General features: G+C 72.5%; 17 protein-coding genes. 10 read left to right on the forward strand and 7 right to left on the reverse strand.

Annotated elements, in window-relative coordinates:
* Nucleotides 1-45 precede the first annotated feature (45 nt).
* The 3 genes from B5557_RS04420 (at nt 46) to B5557_RS04430 (ending at nt 4,144) form a co-directional block, all read left to right on the forward strand.
* Complete coding sequence (locus B5557_RS04420; RefSeq protein WP_079657872.1) at nt 46-966, forward strand: MurR/RpiR family transcriptional regulator; 921 nt, start codon at nt 46-48, stop codon at nt 964-966.
* Between the two features lie 303 nt (nt 967-1,269).
* Nucleotides 1,270-1,650: a hypothetical protein gene (locus B5557_RS04425; protein ID WP_173877638.1), complete on the forward strand. Its 381-nt coding sequence runs from the start codon at nt 1,270-1,272 to the stop codon at nt 1,648-1,650.
* Between the two features lie 100 nt (nt 1,651-1,750).
* Nucleotides 1,751-4,144, forward strand: a complete 2,394-nt coding sequence (locus tag B5557_RS04430; protein WP_443031333.1) for a SpoIIE family protein phosphatase — start codon at nt 1,751-1,753, stop codon at nt 4,142-4,144.
* A 28-nt stretch (nt 4,145-4,172) separates the two neighbouring features.
* Here the strand turns inward: B5557_RS04430 and B5557_RS04435 are convergent, their stop codons facing one another.
* Nucleotides 4,173-4,982: a peptidoglycan-binding domain-containing protein gene (locus tag B5557_RS04435; protein WP_173877639.1), complete on the reverse strand. Its 810-nt coding sequence runs from the start codon at nt 4,980-4,982 to the stop codon at nt 4,173-4,175.
* A gap of 97 nt (nt 4,983-5,079) precedes the next feature.
* Nucleotides 5,080-5,907, reverse strand: coding sequence for a hypothetical protein (locus B5557_RS04440; RefSeq protein WP_079657873.1), 828 nt, complete (start codon nt 5,905-5,907; stop codon nt 5,080-5,082).
* A 175-nt stretch (nt 5,908-6,082) separates the two neighbouring features.
* Between B5557_RS04440 and B5557_RS04445 the strand changes: the two genes are divergently transcribed.
* From B5557_RS04445 to B5557_RS04455, 3 genes are all read left to right on the forward strand, one after another.
* Complete coding sequence (locus B5557_RS04445; RefSeq protein ID WP_079657874.1) at nt 6,083-6,931, forward strand: bifunctional methylenetetrahydrofolate dehydrogenase/methenyltetrahydrofolate cyclohydrolase; 849 nt, start codon at nt 6,083-6,085, stop codon at nt 6,929-6,931.
* 166 nt (nt 6,932-7,097) lie between these two features.
* Nucleotides 7,098-7,850 (forward strand): TetR family transcriptional regulator, encoded by a 753-nt coding sequence (locus B5557_RS04450; RefSeq protein ID WP_173877806.1) that lies wholly within the window; start codon nt 7,098-7,100, stop codon nt 7,848-7,850.
* A 136-nt stretch (nt 7,851-7,986) separates the two neighbouring features.
* A complete protein-coding gene (locus B5557_RS04455; RefSeq protein WP_079657876.1) occupies nt 7,987-8,403 on the forward strand; it encodes a Zn-ribbon domain-containing OB-fold protein in 417 nt (138 codons plus the stop codon).
* Here B5557_RS04455 and B5557_RS04460 read toward each other — a convergent pair.
* Nucleotides 8,400-9,758, reverse strand: coding sequence for a Gfo/Idh/MocA family protein (locus B5557_RS04460; RefSeq protein ID WP_079657877.1), 1,359 nt, complete (start codon nt 9,756-9,758; stop codon nt 8,400-8,402). The genes B5557_RS04455 and B5557_RS04460 overlap by 4 nt on opposite strands.
* A 179-nt stretch (nt 9,759-9,937) precedes the next feature.
* Here B5557_RS04460 and B5557_RS04465 point away from each other — a divergent pair, with 179 nt between their 5' ends.
* Nucleotides 9,938-12,727: a hypothetical protein gene (locus B5557_RS04465; protein WP_079657878.1), complete on the forward strand. Its 2,790-nt coding sequence runs from the start codon at nt 9,938-9,940 to the stop codon at nt 12,725-12,727.
* A 72-nt stretch (nt 12,728-12,799) separates the two neighbouring features.
* On the opposite strand, the gene B5557_RS04470 is transcribed toward B5557_RS04465, so the two are convergent.
* Complete coding sequence (locus tag B5557_RS04470) at nt 12,800-13,180, reverse strand: PPOX class F420-dependent oxidoreductase (protein ID WP_079657879.1); 381 nt, start codon at nt 13,178-13,180, stop codon at nt 12,800-12,802.
* A gap of 139 nt (nt 13,181-13,319) precedes the next feature.
* Nucleotides 13,320-14,498: a MalY/PatB family protein gene (locus B5557_RS04475; protein ID WP_079657880.1), complete on the reverse strand. Its 1,179-nt coding sequence runs from the start codon at nt 14,496-14,498 to the stop codon at nt 13,320-13,322.
* Nucleotides 14,499-14,523: 25 nt separating this feature from the next.
* Between B5557_RS04475 and B5557_RS04480 the strand changes: the two genes are divergently transcribed.
* The 3 genes from B5557_RS04480 to B5557_RS04490 all read left to right on the forward strand — a co-directional run bounded on the left by B5557_RS04480 (nt 14,524) and on the right by B5557_RS04490 (nt 17,996).
* A complete protein-coding gene (locus tag B5557_RS04480; RefSeq protein ID WP_079657881.1) occupies nt 14,524-15,558 on the forward strand; it encodes a hypothetical protein in 1,035 nt (344 codons plus the stop codon).
* Nucleotides 15,559-15,629: 71 nt separating this feature from the next.
* Complete coding sequence (locus B5557_RS04485) at nt 15,630-16,463, forward strand: SAM-dependent methyltransferase (protein WP_079657882.1); 834 nt, start codon at nt 15,630-15,632, stop codon at nt 16,461-16,463.
* Nucleotides 16,464-16,595: 132 nt separating this feature from the next.
* Nucleotides 16,596-17,996: a S1 family peptidase gene (locus B5557_RS04490; RefSeq protein WP_079657883.1), complete on the forward strand. Its 1,401-nt coding sequence runs from the start codon at nt 16,596-16,598 to the stop codon at nt 17,994-17,996.
* 103 nt (nt 17,997-18,099) lie between these two features.
* Here the strand turns inward: B5557_RS04490 and B5557_RS44150 are convergent, their stop codons facing one another.
* Complete coding sequence (locus B5557_RS44150) at nt 18,100-18,270, reverse strand: hypothetical protein (protein WP_099935348.1); 171 nt, start codon at nt 18,268-18,270, stop codon at nt 18,100-18,102.
* 111 nt (nt 18,271-18,381) lie between these two features.
* Nucleotides 18,382-19,545, reverse strand: coding sequence for an ROK family transcriptional regulator (locus B5557_RS04495; RefSeq protein ID WP_079657884.1), 1,164 nt, complete (start codon nt 19,543-19,545; stop codon nt 18,382-18,384).
* Nucleotides 19,546-19,611: the final 66 nt, after the last annotated feature.

Raw genomic sequence — 19,611 nt, forward strand, 5'->3', positions numbered from 1 at the left:
CCCTGAAGTATGTTGAGTTGCGTGGAAGACAAAGGAGGCGCACCGGTGCCATCGCCGCAACAGGCACGCGCACAGGCATCCGCGATCACCTCGGGCAGAACCGGTCCGGAGACGGAGGTGTCCCCGACCTCCCGGCTCCGGGCGCTCTTCGACGGGCCCCATCTGTCCCCGGGCCAACGGCGCATCGCCCAGTATCTGATCGAGCACATCACCGAGGCGGCGTTCCTGTCGATCACCGACCTCGCGGAACGTGTCGGGGTCAGCCAGCCCTCGGTGACCCGGTTCGCCGCGGCCGTCGGCTTCAGCGGGTATCCGGCGCTGCGGGAGAGGCTCCAGTCAATCGCGCTGGGCACTCTGGCGGTCGGGCCGACGGCGGAGGTGAACCGGAGCAACGAGCTGCAGGCGGCGGTCGACGCGGAGATCGAGAACCTGGAGAACCTGCGGCGCGACTTCGCCGACCCGGACCAGGTCATCGACGTCGGCCGCAAGCTGTCGCAGTCGACGCCGCTGACCATCGTGGGACTGCGGATCTCCGCCTCGCTCGCCGAGTACTTCGCCTACGCCGCCCGCCGGGTCCACCCGGACGTACGGTTGGTGACCCGGGGCGGCAGCGTCGCCTACGACGCGCTGCTGCAGTCCCGGGAGGCGGGCGGGACCTGGGTGCTGGCGTTCTCGATGCCCCGGCACGCGCAGGAGACCCTGACCGCCGTACGGGTCGCGCGCAGCGCCGGTCTCAAGGTCGCGCTGATCACCGACCTGGCGCTCGGGCCGGTGGCCGACGAGGCCGACGCGACCTTCGCCACCGGCACCGGCTCCCGCCTGGTCTTCGACTCCTACGCGGCCCCCGGGGTGATGGCGGCGGCGCTGCTCCAGGCCATGAGCGACGCCGGTCCCGAACGCACCCAGGCCCGGCTCGAGGAGTACGAGCAGATCGCCGAAGAGCACCGGTTCTTCCTGCGTGAGTGACCGGCTCCTTCGAAAGACACCCCCTCCCCCAGAAGTACACAGAGGGATCATTGCACCCATTTCGCGCATGAATGTTTTCATACTCCTTGCAAAGCCGACGGCATATATAAATACTGCTCAGGGCCGCACCCGCCCGCGAAGGGCTCCCGTACGAGCACCCCGAGCCGCCGTCTCCTACCCGCGTCGGCGCGCGGGGTGTTCGGGGCATCGCTTGCGCGAGCGCCCGTGGCGGTCCCGGTCTTCCCCTGGGCCGGGGCCGCCCCAACAGTCGGACCACCGTCACGACGCCACACACCGGAAGCGATGATCATGACCCTGACGACGACGCGCATCAGCTCGGACTGGCCGTGCCAGGTCAAGACGCCCGGCAGCTACGACTGGGAGCGCTCGGCGGCCAAGTGGCTGCGCGAGCTGGTGCCCGCGCGCTACGCGAGCTACCCCGCGCTGCTGCGCCACCCGGTGCTGCTCGCCCGCCATGCGCAGATCCAGGTCCAGAACGAGGTCCGGGTGGCCCGCACCGCCCTGCAGACCGCCCGCGCCGATCTGCCCCGGCTCGGACTGCCGGAGTCGGTCATCGAGCACACGATCAAGATGTACGCGGCCGAGGTCATGCAGTTGCAGCACATCGCCCGCAGCGTCCGCGCGGTCACCCAGGCCCTCGTGGAGCAGAGCGGCGGGCGCTGAACGGGACGATCCGTTCCGGTGCGCCGAAGGGCATCACGCCTGGCGGGGGCGTTGCCGTAACACCCCGATCGAATCCCCGCCCGTGTGCCATGCTCAAGACGTGACGAGCGAACCCGCCCTGCCCGCGGAATCCGGCGGCGTGCCCGACTTGGCCGCACTGACCCGGGTCGTGGCCCGCCAACGCGCCGAGATGGACCGGCTGCAGGACCTGGCGGCCACCTCGGCCGTGCTGGAGCGTGCCAAGGGCGCGGTGATGGCACAACTGGGCTGCTCGCCGGACATCGCGCAGGAGGAGCTCGAGCTGCGGGCGAAGAACGCGCGGCGCACGCTGCTGGAGGAGTGCTGGATCACCCTCGGCGCGCTCACCCCGCCGCCTCGCGCCGACCCGGAGCAGGCACCGGCCGCCGCCGCTTCCGCGCGGGCGGCCGCGCCCGCGCCGGACCCCGAGAAGATCGACGCCGCCGCCGCCCTCGGCCGGCTGGGCCGGGCCCTCGTCCGCGTCGGCACCCCGCACGATCTCGCCCGGTGCCTGCTGGAACAGCTCGGACCGGACGTGGCGGCCGACGCCGTGATGCTCTACGCGCGGCTGCCGGCCGGCGGACTGACGCTCGTCGGGCACGCCGGCCTCGACGACACGCTGGCCGCGCAGTGGAGCCAGGTGCCGCCGCTCGCCGGGATCGCCGCACTGGACGCCCTCGAAACCGGCCGGCCGTGCTGGCTGGAGGACCTCCGCGAGGAGGGGAAGCGGTATCTGCTGATCGGGGACCCGCCCGAGCAGTGGGGGTCGCGGGCCTGGCTGCCGGTGGTCACCGGGGACACGGCCGACGTCGCGCTCGGGATCCTGCGTCGCCGCGAGGGCGCCTTCTCGCCCCGGGTCCGCGAACTCCTGCGGGCCGTCGCCCGGTTGTGCGCGGGCCCGCTGCGCACGTTCGGCACCCGGCAGGGTCCTTCCTCGGACGCCGCCGCGGACGCGGTGCAGACGGTCTTCGACCGGCTGCCGGTCGCCGCCGTGCTGCTCGCCCCCTTGCGTACCCCGTCGGGGCGCGTCGAGGACTTCCGCGTCGACGCCGCGACCGGCATCACCTCCGACGCCGTGGGCCGCAGCGGCCGCGAGCTGGTCGGTCTGCGCTTCCTGGAGTGCTGGCCGGAGATCGCCGACGAGCCGCTCTGGCAGGGCTGTCTGGACACCCTGGCCGGCGAAGAGCCGTACGAGGGCGAGCCGTTCGCCCGGCAGCAGACGGTCGACGGGGTCAGCGAGCTCGCCACGTACTGCGCGCGGGCGGCACGGCTGGGCGACGGACTGGTCGTCAGCTGGAGCCGCCACGACCCTTCCGACCGGCAGGAACAGCGGCTGGCGGACGTGCAGCGGCTCGGCAACCTCGGCTGGGCGACCTGGAACCTGGTCACGGGCGAGACGAGCTGGTCCGCCCAGGTCTTCGCCATCTTCGAGCGTGATCCCGCCCAGGGCGTCGTCCCGCTCGCCCGGCTGCCCCGCCTCGCGCTGCCCGAGGACGTGCCCGTGCTGGCCCGCGCCATCGGGGAGCTGGTGCGGCACGGGCGGCCGTGCGACGTGCCGTTCCGGATCGTCAACGAGGACGGCATACGGCATCTGCGGGTGGTCGCCGAAGCGGTGCCGGACATGGACGGCACGCCCGTCGAGGTGCACGGCTTCGTGCAGGACCTCACCGCGCAGCGCAGCGCCGAACTCGCGCTCGTCGCCAGCGAGCGGGCCATCCTCACCCAGCACGGCGTGCTCCAGGCCGAGCGCACCGTGGCGGCCCGGCTGCAGGACGCGCTGCTGCCCCTGCCGAAGCAGCCCGTCCGGCTGGCCGGGCTGCGCATAGACATCGCCTACCTGCCCGCGCAGTCGGGCCTCAGCGTCGGCGGCGACTGGTTCAGCGCCATCGAGCTGCCCGACGGCGACGCCCTGTTCGTGGTCGGCGACGTCGCCGGCCACGGCATAGGCGCCGTCGCCGCGATGGCCCTGCTGCGGTTCACCGCCAAGGGCATGGTCATCACCGGCTCGTCGCTGACCGGCGCGCTCGCCCGGCTCAACGCGCTGCTGCTGCACTCCCGCGACCCGCACGGCTCGGCGACCATGGTCCTGGCCCGCTACAGCCCGCGGCAACGGCGGCTGAAGTGGGCGCAGGCCGGCCATCCGCCGCCGTTGCTGGTACGGGCCGGTGCGGCGCGCTACCTGGAGCGACCCTTCGGGATGCTGCTCGGCGCGGCCGACACCCCTCACTACGAGGAGGCGGAGGTCCGCCTCGAGCCCGGCGACCGGCTCCTGTTCTACACCGACGGTCTGGTCGAAAGACCTGCGGAGAGCATCGACCGGGGCCTGGAGCGGCTCGCCGGCGCCGTCGCCCCCCGCGCCGCGACCGGTCCGGCCCCGCTGGACCGGCTGCTCGCCACGATGCTGGACCCCGAGGGCCGCGACGACGTGTGCGTGCTCGACATCCAGGTGCCGCGCCCCCGGGATGCCGAGCGGTAGGACTTCGGGTCGGCGTCGTGGCGTCGGATCATCCGCCGCCCGTGCGGGACTCCAGGTCGCGACGGGTGTCGTCGCCGTAGACGCCGCTCTCGTCGCCGCGGATGCCGTACCAGAGCTGGAAACGGGCCACGGCCTCGGTGAGGACGGTGTCGTAACGGCCGTCGGTGGGGCCCTTGTCGTACACGTTCGGGATGCGCAGCAGGCGCTTCTGGAGGTCGCTCACCTCGGGGCCGCTGTCTCCCTCGCGCAGGGTGCCGGCGCCGTCGGGGTCGGCGGAGCCGGCCGCCGTGGCGGCCGGGGTCGGGGCGGAGCTCGCGGGGGGCATCTCACTCACGGGGGGCGTCTCAGCGGCGGCTTCGCCTCCCCGGCCCGGCAGCAGCAGCGCGCCGGCGAACCCGACGAGTGCCGCCGCGCACACCGCGATCGTGATGGCGGCCCGGCGCCGGCCCGCACCGGAGTCGGTGCGGGCGCGCGCCCGTGCGCCGTCCTGGACCGGGGCGGCCCGGGATCCGCTCCGCTTGCGCGCCGCGCTTGTGCCGCTGCCGGGCACGGGCCCGGGCCGGGGGCTGCCACGCTCGCTCGTCCAGTCCCGGCCGCCACGGGGCGGCGGGGTGAGGGCCGGGCGTGGGCCCAGGGGCGGGAGCTCCTCCGTCCTCGCCTCGTCTACGGCCTGCCGCGACGGCAGGGCGATCGCCTCGTAGGCGTCGGTGTCCTGGGTCAGTTCGGTCATCTCGCGGAACAGCTCCGCGAGGGCGTCGGTGTTGCGCGGTCGCAGGACCCGGATGGGTTCCAGGACCGGGCGTTCGTGCGGCTGTCCGGGTTCCTCCGGTGTCGGCACGCTCGTCTCCCTCCCGTGAGTCCCCCGGGAGAGATACGGACGCGCGGGCCGCCCGGTTCAGCCGCGCGGATCAACGGCGGGGAATCAGCCGCGGGGTTCAGCCGGCGAGGAAGCGGTGCAGGGAGCGCGTCGTCGCGGCGACGAAGGCATCCCGGCCCGCCTCGTCGAGGGCGTCCAGGGAGAGGTACGGATTGAGGTCCTCCAGCTCCATCAGCAGCAGCTCGCCGTCGGGGGCGCGGCATGCGTCGACGCGCTGGATGCCGTACGCGAGAGCGTTCCAGTCGACGAAGCGACGGGCGAACTCCAGGTCCCGGACGGCGGGGGCGTACGGCTGGAGCTCCCAGCGGCGGTCGGGGTCCGGGGCGTGGAGGGCGTACTGGAAGTCGTGGTCGACGTAGACGAACGAGACCTCGTACGCGAAGTCGACGCGAGGCTGGACCAGGACCGAGCCGTCCGCCAGCGCGGGCAGGGCGTCGGAGGTGACGATCCGCAGGCCCATGGAGTCGGCGCCGGCCCTGGGCTTGACGACGTACCGGTCGGCCGCGGGCAGGAGGTGCAGGTCCGCGGGGCGGTCGATGGTGGGGATGACGGGGAATCCCTCGGCGGTCAGGTCGAGGAGGTACTGCTTGCCCGCCATGTCGGCGCGGCCCGTGAGCGGGTTGTAGACGCGTACCCCGTCGTGGAGTGCGCGCTCCCGGAAGGCCGCGTACTCCTCCTGGTAGCCGAGGACCGGGCCGCTGTTGCGGACGACGACGCCGTCGAAGGCGTGCATCAGGGCCGCCGCGTCCTTCGGATGGCACAGGGCCAGATCGAAGTCCGCGCGCAGCCGCGAGGTGAGGTAGACGTCCTCGTCGCAGTAGCGGCGCCCGCGGGCCGGGTAGGCCAGGTCGGTGACATAGAGGAGACGGGGGCGGGCGGCGGGCATACGGGTCTCCTGGTGGCCGTCGAGCGGTGCGGAAAGGTTACGTCAGCGGGCTCGAGGGGAGTGCCGCGAGCGGGGCCGGGACGACGGCGACGGGCGGGACTCCTGGTCGGCGGCGGACGGGCGAGTCGTACGATGACAGGACCGTCGTCTTCTCCTGAAGGGCTCGTCGACTCCCGTGACCACCGCAACACTTCTCGACGGCAAGGCCGCAGCGGCCGACATCAAGAGCGAACTCGCCCTCCGCGTCCAGGCGTTGAAGGAGCGCGGCGTCACCCCGGGGCTGGGCACGATCCTCGTCGGCGACGACGCCGGCAGCCGTTCCTACGTGGGCGGCAAGCACCGCGACTGCGCGCAGGTCGGCATCGCCTCGATCCGGGTGGAGCTGCCCGCCGACGCCTCCCAGGCCGATGTCGAGGCCGCCGTGCTGCGGCTCAACGCCGATCCGGCGTGCACCGGCTTCATCGTGCAGCTCCCGCTGCCCGCGCATATCGACACCCATGCCGTGCTGGAGCTGATCGACCCCGTCAAGGACGCCGACGGGCTCCACCCGACGAACCTGGGCCGGCTGGTGCTGGGCATCCCCGGACCGCTGCCGTGCACCCCGCGCGGCATCATCGACCTGCTGCGCCGCAACCGCGTGGAGATCACCGGCCAGCAGTTCTGCGTCATCGGCTGCGGTGTCACGGTGGGCCGGCCGCTGGGTCTGATGCTGACCCGCAGCACCGAGCACGCCACGGTGACCCTGTGCCACGAGGCGACGCAGGACACCGCCGCGCACGCCCGGGAGGCGGACGTGGTGGTGGCCGCGGCGGGCGTGGCGCACCTGGTCCGGCCGGACTGGATCAAGCCGGGGGCGACCGTGCTGTCCGTGGGCCTGACCCGCACGGTCGAGGGCATCCTCGGCGATGTCCACCCCGACGTGAGCGACGTCGCCGGTTCCTTCGCGCCGCCCATCGGCGGGGTGGGCCCGATGACCCGGGCGATGCTGCTGACCAACGTGGTGGAGGCGGCGGAGCGGATCTGACCCCCGGCTCCGGCCGGCTCCGGCTCCGGCTCCGGCTCCGGCTCCCTGGCACTCGATTCCCTGGCACTCAGTTCCCCACGGGCAGGGAACTGAGTGCCATCGACGGCGTTCAGATGTTACGTTCCCGTCCATGAGCGCCACTGACAAGGCGGAGGCCAAGCCGCCCATGCGGGACGCCCTGGTCGCGGCGGCCTTCCGGCTGTTCCTGGAGCGGGGCTACGAGCAGACCACCGTCGACGACATCGTGGCGCTCGCGGAAGTCGGCCGACGGTCGTTCTTCCGTTACTTCCCCTCCAAGGAGGACGTGGTCTTCCCGGACCACGAGCGGTGCCTGGCCGACATGACCGCGTTCCTCGCCGCGAGCGAGAGGGAGCACGAGCCGGTGCGCCGCGTCTGCGACGCGGCCCGGCTGGTGCTGCTGATGTACGCGGAGAACCCCTCCTTCTCGGTGCAGCGCTACCGGCTCACCAAGCGGGTGCCGGGGCTGCGCGCATACGAGCTGTCGGTGGTGTGGCGCTATGAGCGCGCCCTCGCCGAGTATCTGCGGGGCCGCTTCACCGGCCGGCCCGACGGCAATCTCCGCGCCGACGTGATCGCGGCCGCGGTGGTCGCCGCCCACAACAACGCCCTGCGTTCCTGGCTGCGTTCGGACGGCCGGGGCGATGCGAGCGCGACCGTGGACCACGCACTGGGATATGTACAGGCGGCGTTCGGCACGCCCCGGGAAGCCCCGGCCGCCCCCACCCCTGCGGCCGCTTCGGCCGCTGCGACTGCTCCGACTGCTCCGGCGCCTGCCGCCGACGAACGGCCGACGGACGAGGACGTCGTCGTGGTGGTCGCGCGGCGCGGGGCACCTCTGTGGCGGGTGGTGAAGGAGATCGAGACCACGCTCGGCCGGGACCGAATCCCGCCAGAATAAGGGTACGCAGTGCCTTTACGCTTGGCACTGAGTGCCATACGCTGTGGGCGTGCACGGTGGCACGGTGAACCGGGCACGTGCGTGCACGGGTGAGCCGCGCACGTGGATTCCGGCCGAGTGCAGGGAGTTGACCCGCGTGTACCACTACCACTCAGGAAACGCCGTTCAGCAGGCCGCCGGCTCCTCGGCGGGCGTCCTCGACCGCGCGAACGCCGACGGCGACACCATCCTCTTCCAGCGCTGCACCTGGTGCGGCACCGCCATGTACCACCGGCTGCTCTGCCCGTCGTGCCAGGGCAGCGACCTGCGCACCGAGCGCAGCGAGGGCACCGGCACGGTCCGCCACGCCACCGTGGTGCACCGCAACACCCCCGCCGCACGCAATGTGTCCCTGGTCGAGATGGCCGAGGGGTTCGTCGTCCGCGGCCGGGTCATGGGCCCGCTCATCGGCATCCACAGCGGCGACCGCGTCCGCCTGTCCACGGTCAAGGACCCGGTACGGGGCGAACCGGTCTTCCAACTCCTCGACGAGCCGTACCGGGCCTGGCACTAGGACGCCCCGTCCACCGGGCCGAGGGCCGGCAGCAGGTCGCCGACGCGTACCGGCCGTCCTGTGTCGAAGCACTGGTTCGCGGCGAGCCCCACGGCGAGGGCGAGCGCGCCGTCGCGTTCGGTGGCGGTGCTCCCGGCCCCGGCCGTGCTGCCGGTGTTCGGGGACGCCGCGGGTCCGAACAGCGCGTCCAGCATCCGGGTGTCTCCACCGCCGTGCGCCTCGTGCCGGGCCGTGACCGGGATGTCGACCGGCGGCCGCCACAGCGGGCGCAGCGTCAGCCGGACTGCGCCCGCGTGCTCGGCCGCCGTGTCTCCGTGCAGCGCGCCGCTGCCGGAGGTGATACGAGTGCGGGGCGGCTGCCAGCGGCTCTCCTCGACCTCCAGCTCCAGGCGTCCGGCGCTGCCGTTGACCATCACCCGGTAGCCCTCCCACGGGGAGTAGGCGGTGAGGTGGTACGTCATCGTCGCGCCCCGCGTGTAGCGCACCAGGACCGCCATGTCGTCCTCGATGGTTACGGGCCCGCCGAAGACGTTGCGGTCGCGGTGGTAGCCGTCGTCCCGCTCCGCGTCGAGGTACAGCGCCCGTAGGGTGTCGTCGGCCGCGAGGTCCAGCGCGAACGGGTCGTCGGCGGCCTCCTCGGCGCCGTGGGCACGGTCGTACGCGCGGCGCAGACCGTGCCGGGCGCCGGCCTCGGGGCCGTAGAAGGCGAGCCGGCCATAGCCGAAGACCTCGTCCGGTTCGTCGGCGAGCCACCAGTTGACCAGGTCGAAGTGGTGGCCGGCCTTGTGCACCATCAGTCCGCCGCTGTGCCGCTTCTCGCGGTGCCAGCGGCGGAAGTAGTCCGCGCCGTGCCGGGTGTCGAGCAGCCACTCGAAGTGGACGGAGAGGATCTCCCCGACCGCGCCCTCGGCGAGCAGCTCGCGCACCCGCTCGTGCACCGGGTTGAAGCGGTAGTTGAAGGCGACGGTGAGGGAGTTGCCGGTCTCGCGGACGGTGTCGAGGATGCGGGCGCAGCGGACCGCGTCGACGGTCATCGGCTTCTCGGTGACCACACGGCAGCCCGCCTTCAGCGCGGGCACGATGTAGCGGTCGTGCGCGGCGTCCACGGTGGTGACGACGACCTGGTCGACGTCCTCCTCGGCGAGCAGCTCGGCGAAGCGGTCCGGGTCCCACTCCGCGGCGGGCGGGGCGCCCGCCCGGGCCAGCAGCCGGTTGTGGAAGGCCATGCGGGTGGGGCTGGGATCGCAGAGGGCGACGACGCGGTGGCCGGGCCGGGCGGCGAGATCCCGGGTGAAGGTCTGGGCGCGGTGTCCGGTGCCGACGACTGCCGTGCGGCGGTGGGGAGTTCGGCTCATGCAGGGGGCCTTTCCCCGGGGTCGTGCGCGCAGTCGTCCTGCTGGCCGGTTTTCTCTGCCCCTGAGGGCAGAGTCCGTCGGCACAGGCAACCCACAGGGATCGTACCGCTTCCTTCGGGACGTGAGGGGCTCCCGGTCCGGACGGGGCCCCCGCGCTCCGAGTGTTGAGGAGTGGACCCTTGATCCGTGCCCGGCGCATAGGTGTCACCGCCGTGGCCGCAATCGCGGCCCTGGCGGGAACACCGGGACTGGCACAAGCCCAACAACCATCCGAGACAAGACCGTTGACCTCGTCCACCGACAGCGGGCTGCCGGAGGGGTGGCGGATCGGCGGGCAGGGCGCCGCACGCGAGCTGATATGGCGCTCGCCCACGCCCGTGCCCTTCGGTGACGCCCGCGTGGAGTTCCACGCGGGCGACCGACTGCTCGGCGTACCGAAGGCGGCGAAGGACGGCCGCACGTTCCGGCTCTCCCTCGACGAGGCCGGCGACACCCCCCTGAAGGACCTTCAGGTCCTCGCGAGCGGACGCCGGCTGGACGCACCCGCCGACAACTCCGCTGCGGCCGAACGGCGTTCACTCGCCGCCGGACAGCCCCCGGCCCGGACTCCCGCTCCGGCTCCGGCTCCGGCTCCGGCCAACTCCGTCGACCCGGGCAAGCCGGGCTCGTACCGCACGGTCAGCGGCGAGTACAACCTCGCCCCGTTGAAGCTGCCCGGCTACGCCCAGCCGATCGAGATGCAGGCGGTCGTCGTCGCGCCGAGGGGCGCCACCGGCAAGCGGCCGCTCGCGCTCTTCCTGCACGGCCGGCACACCACCTGCTACACGCCCGGCAGCGACGACCTCGACATCTCCTGGCCCTGCCCGGCGGGCATGAAGTCGGTTCCCAGCTACAAGGGTTACCTGCAGGACCAGCAGCTGCTGGCCTCGCAGGGCTATGTGACGGTGTCGATCTCGGCGAACGGCATCAACGGCCAGGACGCACAGGCCGAGGACGCCGGCGCGCAGGCCCGTTCCTCGCTGGTGCGGCAGCACCTGGCCAAGTGGGCCGACTGGGCCGCGCACCCGGCCACCGCCCCGGCGGCGGTGCCCGACGCGACGAAGGCCGATCTCTCCCGCGTCCTGCTGGTCGGCCACTCGCGCGGCGGCGAGGGCGTCAACCGGGCCGCCATGGACAGCCTCTACCCGGCGCCCGCCGCCGAGGACGGCTATCACGGTCCGGTCCGCTGGAAGATCCGCGGCACCGTCCTCATCGGACCGACGATCTTCGGCCAGAATCCGGTCGCCGACGTCCCGTCCGCGACGATCCTGCCCGGCTGCGACGGCGACGTCGCCGACCTCGAGGGCGAGACGTACCTCGACGGCACGCGCGGCGTCAGCAACGGCACCGCCCTGCACAGCGCCGTGTACGTGGTCGGCGCCAACCACAACTTCTTCAACACGGAGTGGACGCCCGGCAAGGCCGTGGCGCCCTCCTTCGACGACTTCTCCGAGGACCCCGAGCAGACCGACCCGGTGTGCTCCAACGGCGCCCCGACCCGGCTGACCGCCGACCAGCAGCACCAGGCCGGCGCCACCTACATAGCCGCCGCGGCCCGGCTGTTCGTGGGCGGTGACGACCGGGTGCGCCCGCTGCTCGACGGCACGGGGGTGCGCGCCCCCTCCGCCGACCCGGCCCGCGTCCTGACGCACGCGGTCGGCGCCCGTCGCACGGGTGGTTTCATGCCCGACGGCTCGGTCAAGGTGACCGGCGGCCGGGTGTGCTGGGCGGACCCCGACCCGGCCAAGGCGTGTCTGGGCGAGGACGCCACGGGGATGTCCCCGCACTTCGGTTGGTGGGATCTGGAGAAGGACTCCGGCAAGAGCGCGATCGCGCTGAACTGGTCGGCGCCGGGCACCCCGGCGAAGATCACGTCCACCGCTCCCGTCTCGCTCGCCGGCGCCAAGAGCCTGGCGCTGCGCGTGTTCGTACCGCCGAACACCACCGGCACCGCACTGGATGTGGCCGTCACCGACTCCGCCGGCAAGCGCGCCGCCCTCGGCCGCATCACGGCCGACGGGCTGCCGGGCTCCGGCCGCACCGCTTCCTACTGGGCTCGCGAACTGCGCGTCCCGCTGACGGCCGCCACCCGCGCCGGGCTCGACCTCAGGCACATCAGGTCCCTTGAGCTGACTCCGCGTTCGGGTTCCGGGCAGGCGTGGTTCATGGACGCCTGGGGCTGGGCGCCCGGCACTCCTGCGGTGAAGGCCGCCGCGCTGCCGCGCGTCGACATCGGCCGGATCACGGTCAAGGAGGGCGACTCCGGCACCCGCACCTACCACATCCCGGTCCAGGTGTCCGGACACGGCAGCGGCACCGCCCGCTTCTACGTCGTCGACCCGGCGACCGGCGAACCCACGGAGAAGCTGGTCACCGTCCGGCCCGGCAGCTCCCCGATCGACCTGCCGGTCGAGGTGAAGGGCGACACGCGCTTCGGCTACGACCAGCAGACCGACCTTCTCGTGAAGGCCGTGCGCGGTGCGGTCGTCGGCTCCTACCGGGGCGGCGTCACGGCGCTGAACGACGACCCCGCGCCCGAGGTCACCCTGACCCCGGTCGTGGACAAGGTGACCGAGGGCGAGACGCTGAGCTGGCGGATCTCGCTGTCGGAGCCCGTCGACGTGTACTTCTTGCAGCCGATCCGGGTGCTCCCGGTCACCGAGGGCGCCGAGCTGTCCACCAAGGACGTGGACGCGCAGTGGCTGATGGACTACTCCGGTGACCTGCCCGACCCGGAGCGCCCGCTGTCCCAGGCGAACCTGTGGGTGTGGATGGGGCTCCCGGCAGGAACCACCACCACCGAATTCACCGTGCCGACGGTGCGGGACCAGCTGGCCGAGCCGGTCGAGTCGCTGCGGCTGGCGCTGACGGGCGACAACGCCCAGCCGCTGCCCCCGATCCTGACGGGGACGGTGACCGACGCGTCGTAAGCCGCGCTGATCAGTCAGGGGGCGTGGACCGAGCGGTCCACGCCCCCTGACCTGTTCCCGGCGTCCGATCGCTCACAGGGTCACGCGGATCCCGACCGTGCCGTCGAGCCCTCGCCGCAGCCGGCTGCCCAGGAGCGTCAGGCGCCCCAGGATCCCGTACTTGCGCGCGAGCAGCGTGCGGTAGCGGGCGGTGGTCTGTGCGTCGCAGATCTCGGCGGTGGCCGGGACCTGCTCGCCCGTCGGCCTGCCGCGTACGTCGCAGGGGCCGACGAGGACGTCGCCGCGGGCCCGGATGCGCTTGACCTTCCAGGCGTCGGCGGCCGACCAGGCCCCGAGGGCGTCCCCGTCGCGCACCACCCAGACGGGGGTCGCGACCCCCGTCCCGTTCTTCCGATAGCTGGTGATCAGCAGGTACTTGCCCGCCCCGAGCCGATCGAGCGCCGTGTCATCCATTCCCGCAGTCTAGGCACCCGGCGCTCTGGGCGTGCGTGTCCATGACCACCGCGGCGGTCGCAGCTCGTGGTCGGGCCGGAACCGCCGCAGCTGACGTGCTCCTCGGGCTGAAGCCCGAGGGTCCTGGCCCGCTCGCGACTCAGCGCACGGCCCGCGCCATCCGTCGTACGCCCTCGGTGAGGATCTCCGGCGAGGTGGCCAGATTCAGGCGTACGTGCCCGGCTCCGCCCGTGCCGAAGTCCGGCCCGGAACTGAGCGCCACCCGGCCTCGCTCCAGGAACACCGAGGCCGGATCGTCCCCCAGGCCCAGCGCCCGGCAGTCGAGCCAGGCGAGGTAGGTGCCCTCGCCGGGCCGGTGCACGACACCGGGGAGATGCTCGGCCAGGAGGGCCGCGAGCAGGCGTCGGTTCTCGTCCAGGCCGGCCAGCAGGGCGTCCAGCCAGTCCGTTCCCTCGCGCAGCGCGGCGGTGTGGGCGAGCACGCCGACATGGCTCGGCCCGTGACCGACCTCCTCGGGCAGCAGGGCCAGGTCGGCCGCCGCCTCGGGGCCCGCGACGGCCAGGGCCGCCTTGAGCCCGGCCAGGTTCCACCCCTTGGACGCCGACATCAGCGACAGTCCGCTCTCCGCGCCGGGGACGGCGAGGTAGGGCACGAAGTCGACGCCGGGGGCGGTGAGCGGGGCGTGGATCTCGTCGGCGACGACCCGGACGCCGTACCGCCCGGCGAGCTCGGCGACGGCGGACAGCTCGCGGGCCGTGTGCACGGTGCCGGTGGGGTTGTGCGGGCTGCACAGCAGATGCGCCGCGCGTCCGCCTCCCGCGACCGCCCGCCGGTACGCCTCTTCCAGCACGTCGAGGTCGAGCCGCCCGTCATCGTCGAGGGGCGCCTCGGCGATCCGCCGGTCCATGTGCTCGACGAACTGGAAGAACGGCGGATACACCGGCGGGTTGACGACCACCGGATCACCGGGCCCGGTCACCAGCTTCAGCATCTCGACGACGCCCAGCATCACATCGGGCACGATCGCCGTCCGCTCGACGGCGAGCCCGTCCCAGCCCCATCGCTTCGCGGCGAACCCGGCCAGCGCCTCGGCGTAGGCCGTGCCCGCCGGATAACCGGTGTCGCCGTGCGCGAGGGCCTCCGTCACCGCGCGGACGACCGGCTCGGCGAGGGGTACGTCCATCTCCGCGACCCACAACGGCAGGACGTCGGCCGGATGGGTACGCCACTTCATGCTCGTACGACATCGCAGCCGGTCGAGGGTGAGGGCGTGCAAAGGGTTCGGCGCACGGGGCGTCTCGTGCGGGATGCTGGTCATGGGGCACAAGATAGGGGGCAGTGGTATGACCTGGGATCAGGTGAACGGGACAATCGTGGCCGACGCCGCCGGACTCCTGGAGATCGCCTGCGACGAGTCGGGTTCGGACGGCGAGAATCTCACCGGCGGAAACACGGACGTGTTCGCCCATGCCAGTGTGCGGCTGTCGGTCGATTCCGCCGCCGGGCATGTGCGGGAGATCCGCGACCGGATCCGCTCGCCCGCCGAGGAGTACAAGGCGAACCATCTGCTCCGGGAGAAACACCGGGCCGTCCTGGAATGGCTGCTCTCCACGTCCGGCCCGCTGTACGGGCACGCCCATGTGCACCTCGTCGAGAAGGCCTTCTTCGTCGTGGACCGGGCCGTCGACCTGCTGCTGGGCGCCCCGGACGCGGCCGCTTCCCTCTTCCGGGAGGGGCGGCGGACCTTCACGGACGCGGAGTGGCGGCAATTCCTGGAGGCCGCCAACCAATTGCTGCGCGTGCGCCACGAAGGCGAACCGGACGCACCCGTCGAGGAGTTCTTCCGCACGGTCGAGGAACTGCGGCAGCGATATGCGGGGACACCGGCGGCGGACACGCTCTCCCGGCTCTCGCAGGAACGCTCCCGCGCCTTTTCCTACCGTGCCCGAATTCGGGACGGGCCGTTCGTCCTCACCCCGGTCCTCAATCCCCTTCTCCCCTCCATCCTGCACACGGCCGCGCACTGGAGCGACGCAGGACGTCCGGTCCGGCTCGCGCACGACCGGCAGAACATGCTCACCCCGGAGCGCATCGCCTGGATCGAGGACGCGGCCCGGAAGCGGGGCATCCGGCTCGCCGGGCTGCGGCTGGTCGTCTCGCGGCTCGACGCCCGGGTGCAGCTCGCCGACTTCCTCGCCGGCATCGCCCGCAGGATCGCCTCGGACGAACTCAATGGCCACGGCGACCCTGTGCTCACCGCGCTGCTGCGTCCCTACACCGGCACGGCGGCCGTGTGGGGCGACGAAAGGAGCTGGGCGCGGCTCGGCCCCACCCGGGAATCGGGGGGACGGTCGGCGCCGGTCGACTCGGCTGTCTAGATTGCTTGTCGACCGAGCACGTCGCCCTTCCTCCGCCTCCCTTCCTCCGCCTCCCTTCAGGAGCCCCTGCCATGCCCGAGAACGCGCCGGCCGTCGACGTGGCGGCACCGTCGCCGTACACGCGCATCAGCACCCAGCAGCCGCACACCGCCCGTATCTGGAACTACTGGCTGGGCGGCAGGGACAACTACGAGGTGGACCGGGCGGCCGGTGACCGGATCCGGGAGTTACATCCGGGCATCAGCGAGTACGCCCGCGCCGACCGGCTCTTCCTGGGCCGCGCGGTGGAGCACCTGGTGACCGAGGCGGGGATCCGCCAGTTCCTCGACATCGGCACCGGTCTGCCCACCGCCGACAACACGCACGAGGTCGCTCAGCGCCTCGCCCCGGAGTCCCGGGTCGTCTACGTCGACAACGACCCGCTGGTCCTGGCGCACGCCCGCGCCCTGCTCACCAGCACGCCCGAGGGCCGCACCGACTATCTCGACGAGGATCTGCGCAACGTGGACGCGATCCTCGAACACGCCGCCAGGACACTGGACTTCAGCGAGCCCGTCGCCCTGATCCTGCTCAGCGTGGTCATCTTCATCGGCGACGAGGAGGACCCGTACGCTCTGGTGCGGCGGCTGGTCGACCGTCTGCCGTCGGGCAGCCTGCTGGCGCTGTCGCACACCGTGACCATCCCGGCGATGCCCGAGGTGGACGAGGCGGTGCGGTTCTGGAACGAGCACGGCACGCCCAGGCTGACCCAGCGCACGCCCGCGGACGTGGCCCGCTTCTTCGAGGGCCTGGATCTGCTGGAACCGGGCGTGGTGTCGTGCTCGCGCTGGCGTCCGGAGGGCACCGGGGACGGGGGCGAGCCGGAGGAGGTCGCGATGTTCGGCGGGGTGGCACGTAAACACTGAGGCCCGGCACGCAAGTGATCACTTTCGGGCTGAACGCTGCCGGGTCCCGACGCGTATGGACAGTGAGGGCGCTCAACGACCGGAGGGCCCCCGCGGTGTTGAGGCCGCGTGTTCGGGTTTCGGGAGCCATGCATGAGGCACGTACGACGACGGACCGTCCGGCGAGTGACGCGGCTGGCGGCAGTCGGCGGACTCCTCCTGGGAGGGGCCATGGTCACGCAGGCGGCCATGGCGAGTGAGCCACCCGCCACGTCGGCGGTGCCGCGTAGTGCACCGGAGACCGTCGTCACCAATCCGGGGGCGGCTCTCGTCACGAAGCTCGGCACCGCTCGTACGGCGGGCACCTGGATCGGTTCCGACGGGCAGCCGGTCGTGGCGGTCACCGACCAGCAGACCGCCGACGCCGTCCGGGCGGCGGGCGCCGAGGCGAAGGTCGTCTCCCACAGCATGAACGAGCTCAAGTCGGCCACGGCCACGCTGCGTTCGGCGCCCAGGGTGGCCGGCACGGCGTGGGTGATGGACTACCGGTCGAACCAGATCGTGGTGCAGGCGGACAGCACCGTGTCGGCCGCCGACTGGTCGCAGCTGACGCGGACCGCCACCGGCATCGGCAGCTTCGTGCGCATGGAGCGCACCACCGGCAAGTTCACCACCCGGATCAACGGCGCGCTGCCGATCCTGTCGACCGGCGGACGCTGTTCGGCCGGCTTCAACGTCACCAACGGATCGAACGACTTCATCCTCACCGCCGGACACTGCGGGCCCACCGGGTCGACCTGGTTCGCGGACAACCAGGCCACCCAGCAGGTGGGCCAGACGGTCAACTCCAACTTCCCCGGCAGCGACTTCTCGCTGGTGCAGTACGCGAGCGGCAAGGCGGGCGACGGCGCCGACGTGGTGGCGATCGGCAACGGCAACGGGGTGAAGATCACGGGCACGGGCGACGCGGCCGTCGGCCAGCGGGTGTTCCGCAGCGGCAGCACCAGCGGGCTGCGCGACGGCGAGGTCACCGGCCTGGACGCGACGGTGAACTATCCGGAGGGCACGGTCGGCGGGCTCATCGAGACGAACGTGTGCGCCGAGCCCGGCGACAGCGGCGGCCCGATGTTCTCCGAGGGCGTCGCCCTGGGCATCACCTCGGGCGGCAGCGGCGACTGCAAGACGGGGGGTACGACGTTCTTCCAGCCCGTGACGAGGGCGCTGGCCCAGCTCGGGGTGCAGCTGATCGTGGCCGCGCCGTCCGCCGCAAACAACCAGGGCGGCGCTCCCGCGGCGTCCGGCGCCCCTCAGCCGACCGCTTCGAACACCCAGGCGGCGATCGCTCCGGGCGGGACCTCGCCGGGCTCGACCACTCCCGTGACGGGCATCGGCGGCGGCACGACCCTCGCCTCCCGGCTCACCGACCCCAGGAACATCGGCCCCGGGCTGCTGGTGATCGCGGGCAGCATGGTCGCCCTCGTCGCGACCCGCTACATCCGCGCCGAGCAGGACCGCAAGGCCTACCAGCGGCACTACTCGGCGACCTGGGGCTGAGCGGGGCCTGGTCGGGGGGCCGGGAGGGTCGGCAGGACAGCGAAAAGGGCACCCGGTCAGGGTGCCCGCTTCGGAAAGGGAGCCTCGGGGTCCTCGGGGAGCGTCAGGCCGCCTCGACGGGCTGGGGCGCGGCGGCCCACTCCAGGACGAGCCGCCGATATTCCTCGCGCTGCTCGCCGCTCAGTGTCCCGCCCGACCGGAGCCACAGGGCCCGGATCTCCTCGTTGACCTCCGCGGCCGATCGCTCGGAGAGGGATTCAACAGTGGTGGACATGGTGTGAATCTTACGGCGTCCGAGGTGAAGGCAGCGTGAGTCATCGCGCGCGAATCAGACATACCGGACGTGTTACTGATCACGTCCATCTGTCAACACCCACACCCGATTTCACCCCTCCGCAGCGCCCAGCACCAGCACCTGGATCGCCAGTACGGCCGCCCCCTGTGCCCAGTCGTGGAAGTCGGACACCTTGGTCTCCAGCGCCACCGGGGCGGCCAGCGGATGCCGGTGGGCGCGGATGGTGGCCTCCACCGTCGCCCCGCCCACGTCCATCAGACCGACGCCCTCACCGGCGAGCAGGATCTTCTGCGGCATGACGAAGTTGGCGATCTGCGCGACCAGGGTGCCCAGGGCGCGGGCCGCCTCGTCGACGACCCGGGCGGGCATGGACTCCCCCGCGGCGGCCAGGGCGAGGATCTCCTCGTAGGTCCGCTCCCGGCCGGTGGCGGCCTGCACCTGGTAGCGGATGTTGGGGATGGTCAGCAGCGAGACGGCGCTGCCGCGCTCGCCGTCGGGGGTGAGCGGGCCGTGGGGGTTCACGATCCAGTGCCGACCGAAGTCACGGTCCTCCTCCGCGCAGGAGACCCGCTTGCCGCCCAGGACCAGGCCGTAGCCGATGCCCGCGCCGATGGTGAGGACCACGAAGCGGTCGAGGCCACGGCCCGCGCCGAACCAGGTCTCCGCCTCCACGAGCGCGGCGACGTCGTTCTCGACGACCACCGGCAGCCCCGTGCGTTCCTCGACCAGCGCGGCCAGCGGCACGCCCCGCCATCCCAGGAAGCGTGACTCCCCGACCACCGTACGGTCCTGGACGAGCCCGCCCACCCCGATGCCGATCCCGGCGAGGCGCGGGTGCGCGCCGGCCAGCTCGTCGGCCATCTCGCCCAGCAGGCCGACGACGACGTCGGGGTCGTGCGAGGTGAGTGGGCGGTCGTAGCGGGCGACGATGTCGCTGCGCAGGGTGGTGACGACGCCGTACACCATGTCCTCGGTGATCTTGAAGCCGATGAAGGAGCCGGACTCCGCGACCACGTCGAGCGGTTGGGAGGGGCGGCCCTGCCGCGACTCCGCCGGGGCGCCCGTCTCGGGTCTCTCGACCAGCAGGCCCGACTCGATCAGCGGTTTGGTCAGCCGGGTGAGGCTGCCCGCGGAGAGGTTCAGCCGCCGCGCGAGGTCGGTGCGCGACAACGGGCCGTGGACGAGCACCTCGATCGCGACCGAGCGCTCCCCCGAACTCAGCGACAGCCAGCCGGCCGCGGTACCTGTGGTCATGAGGGTCAGACTCCCACACGATTTCTTTTGTCTTGGAAGTATCCAGGTCACTATAGGTGCAGACCT

Origin of the sequence: Streptomyces sp. 3214.6 (assembly GCF_900129855.1) — a bacterium.
In the GTDB taxonomy this organism is placed as follows: Bacteria; Actinomycetota; Actinomycetes; order Streptomycetales; family Streptomycetaceae; genus Streptomyces; species Streptomyces soliscabiei.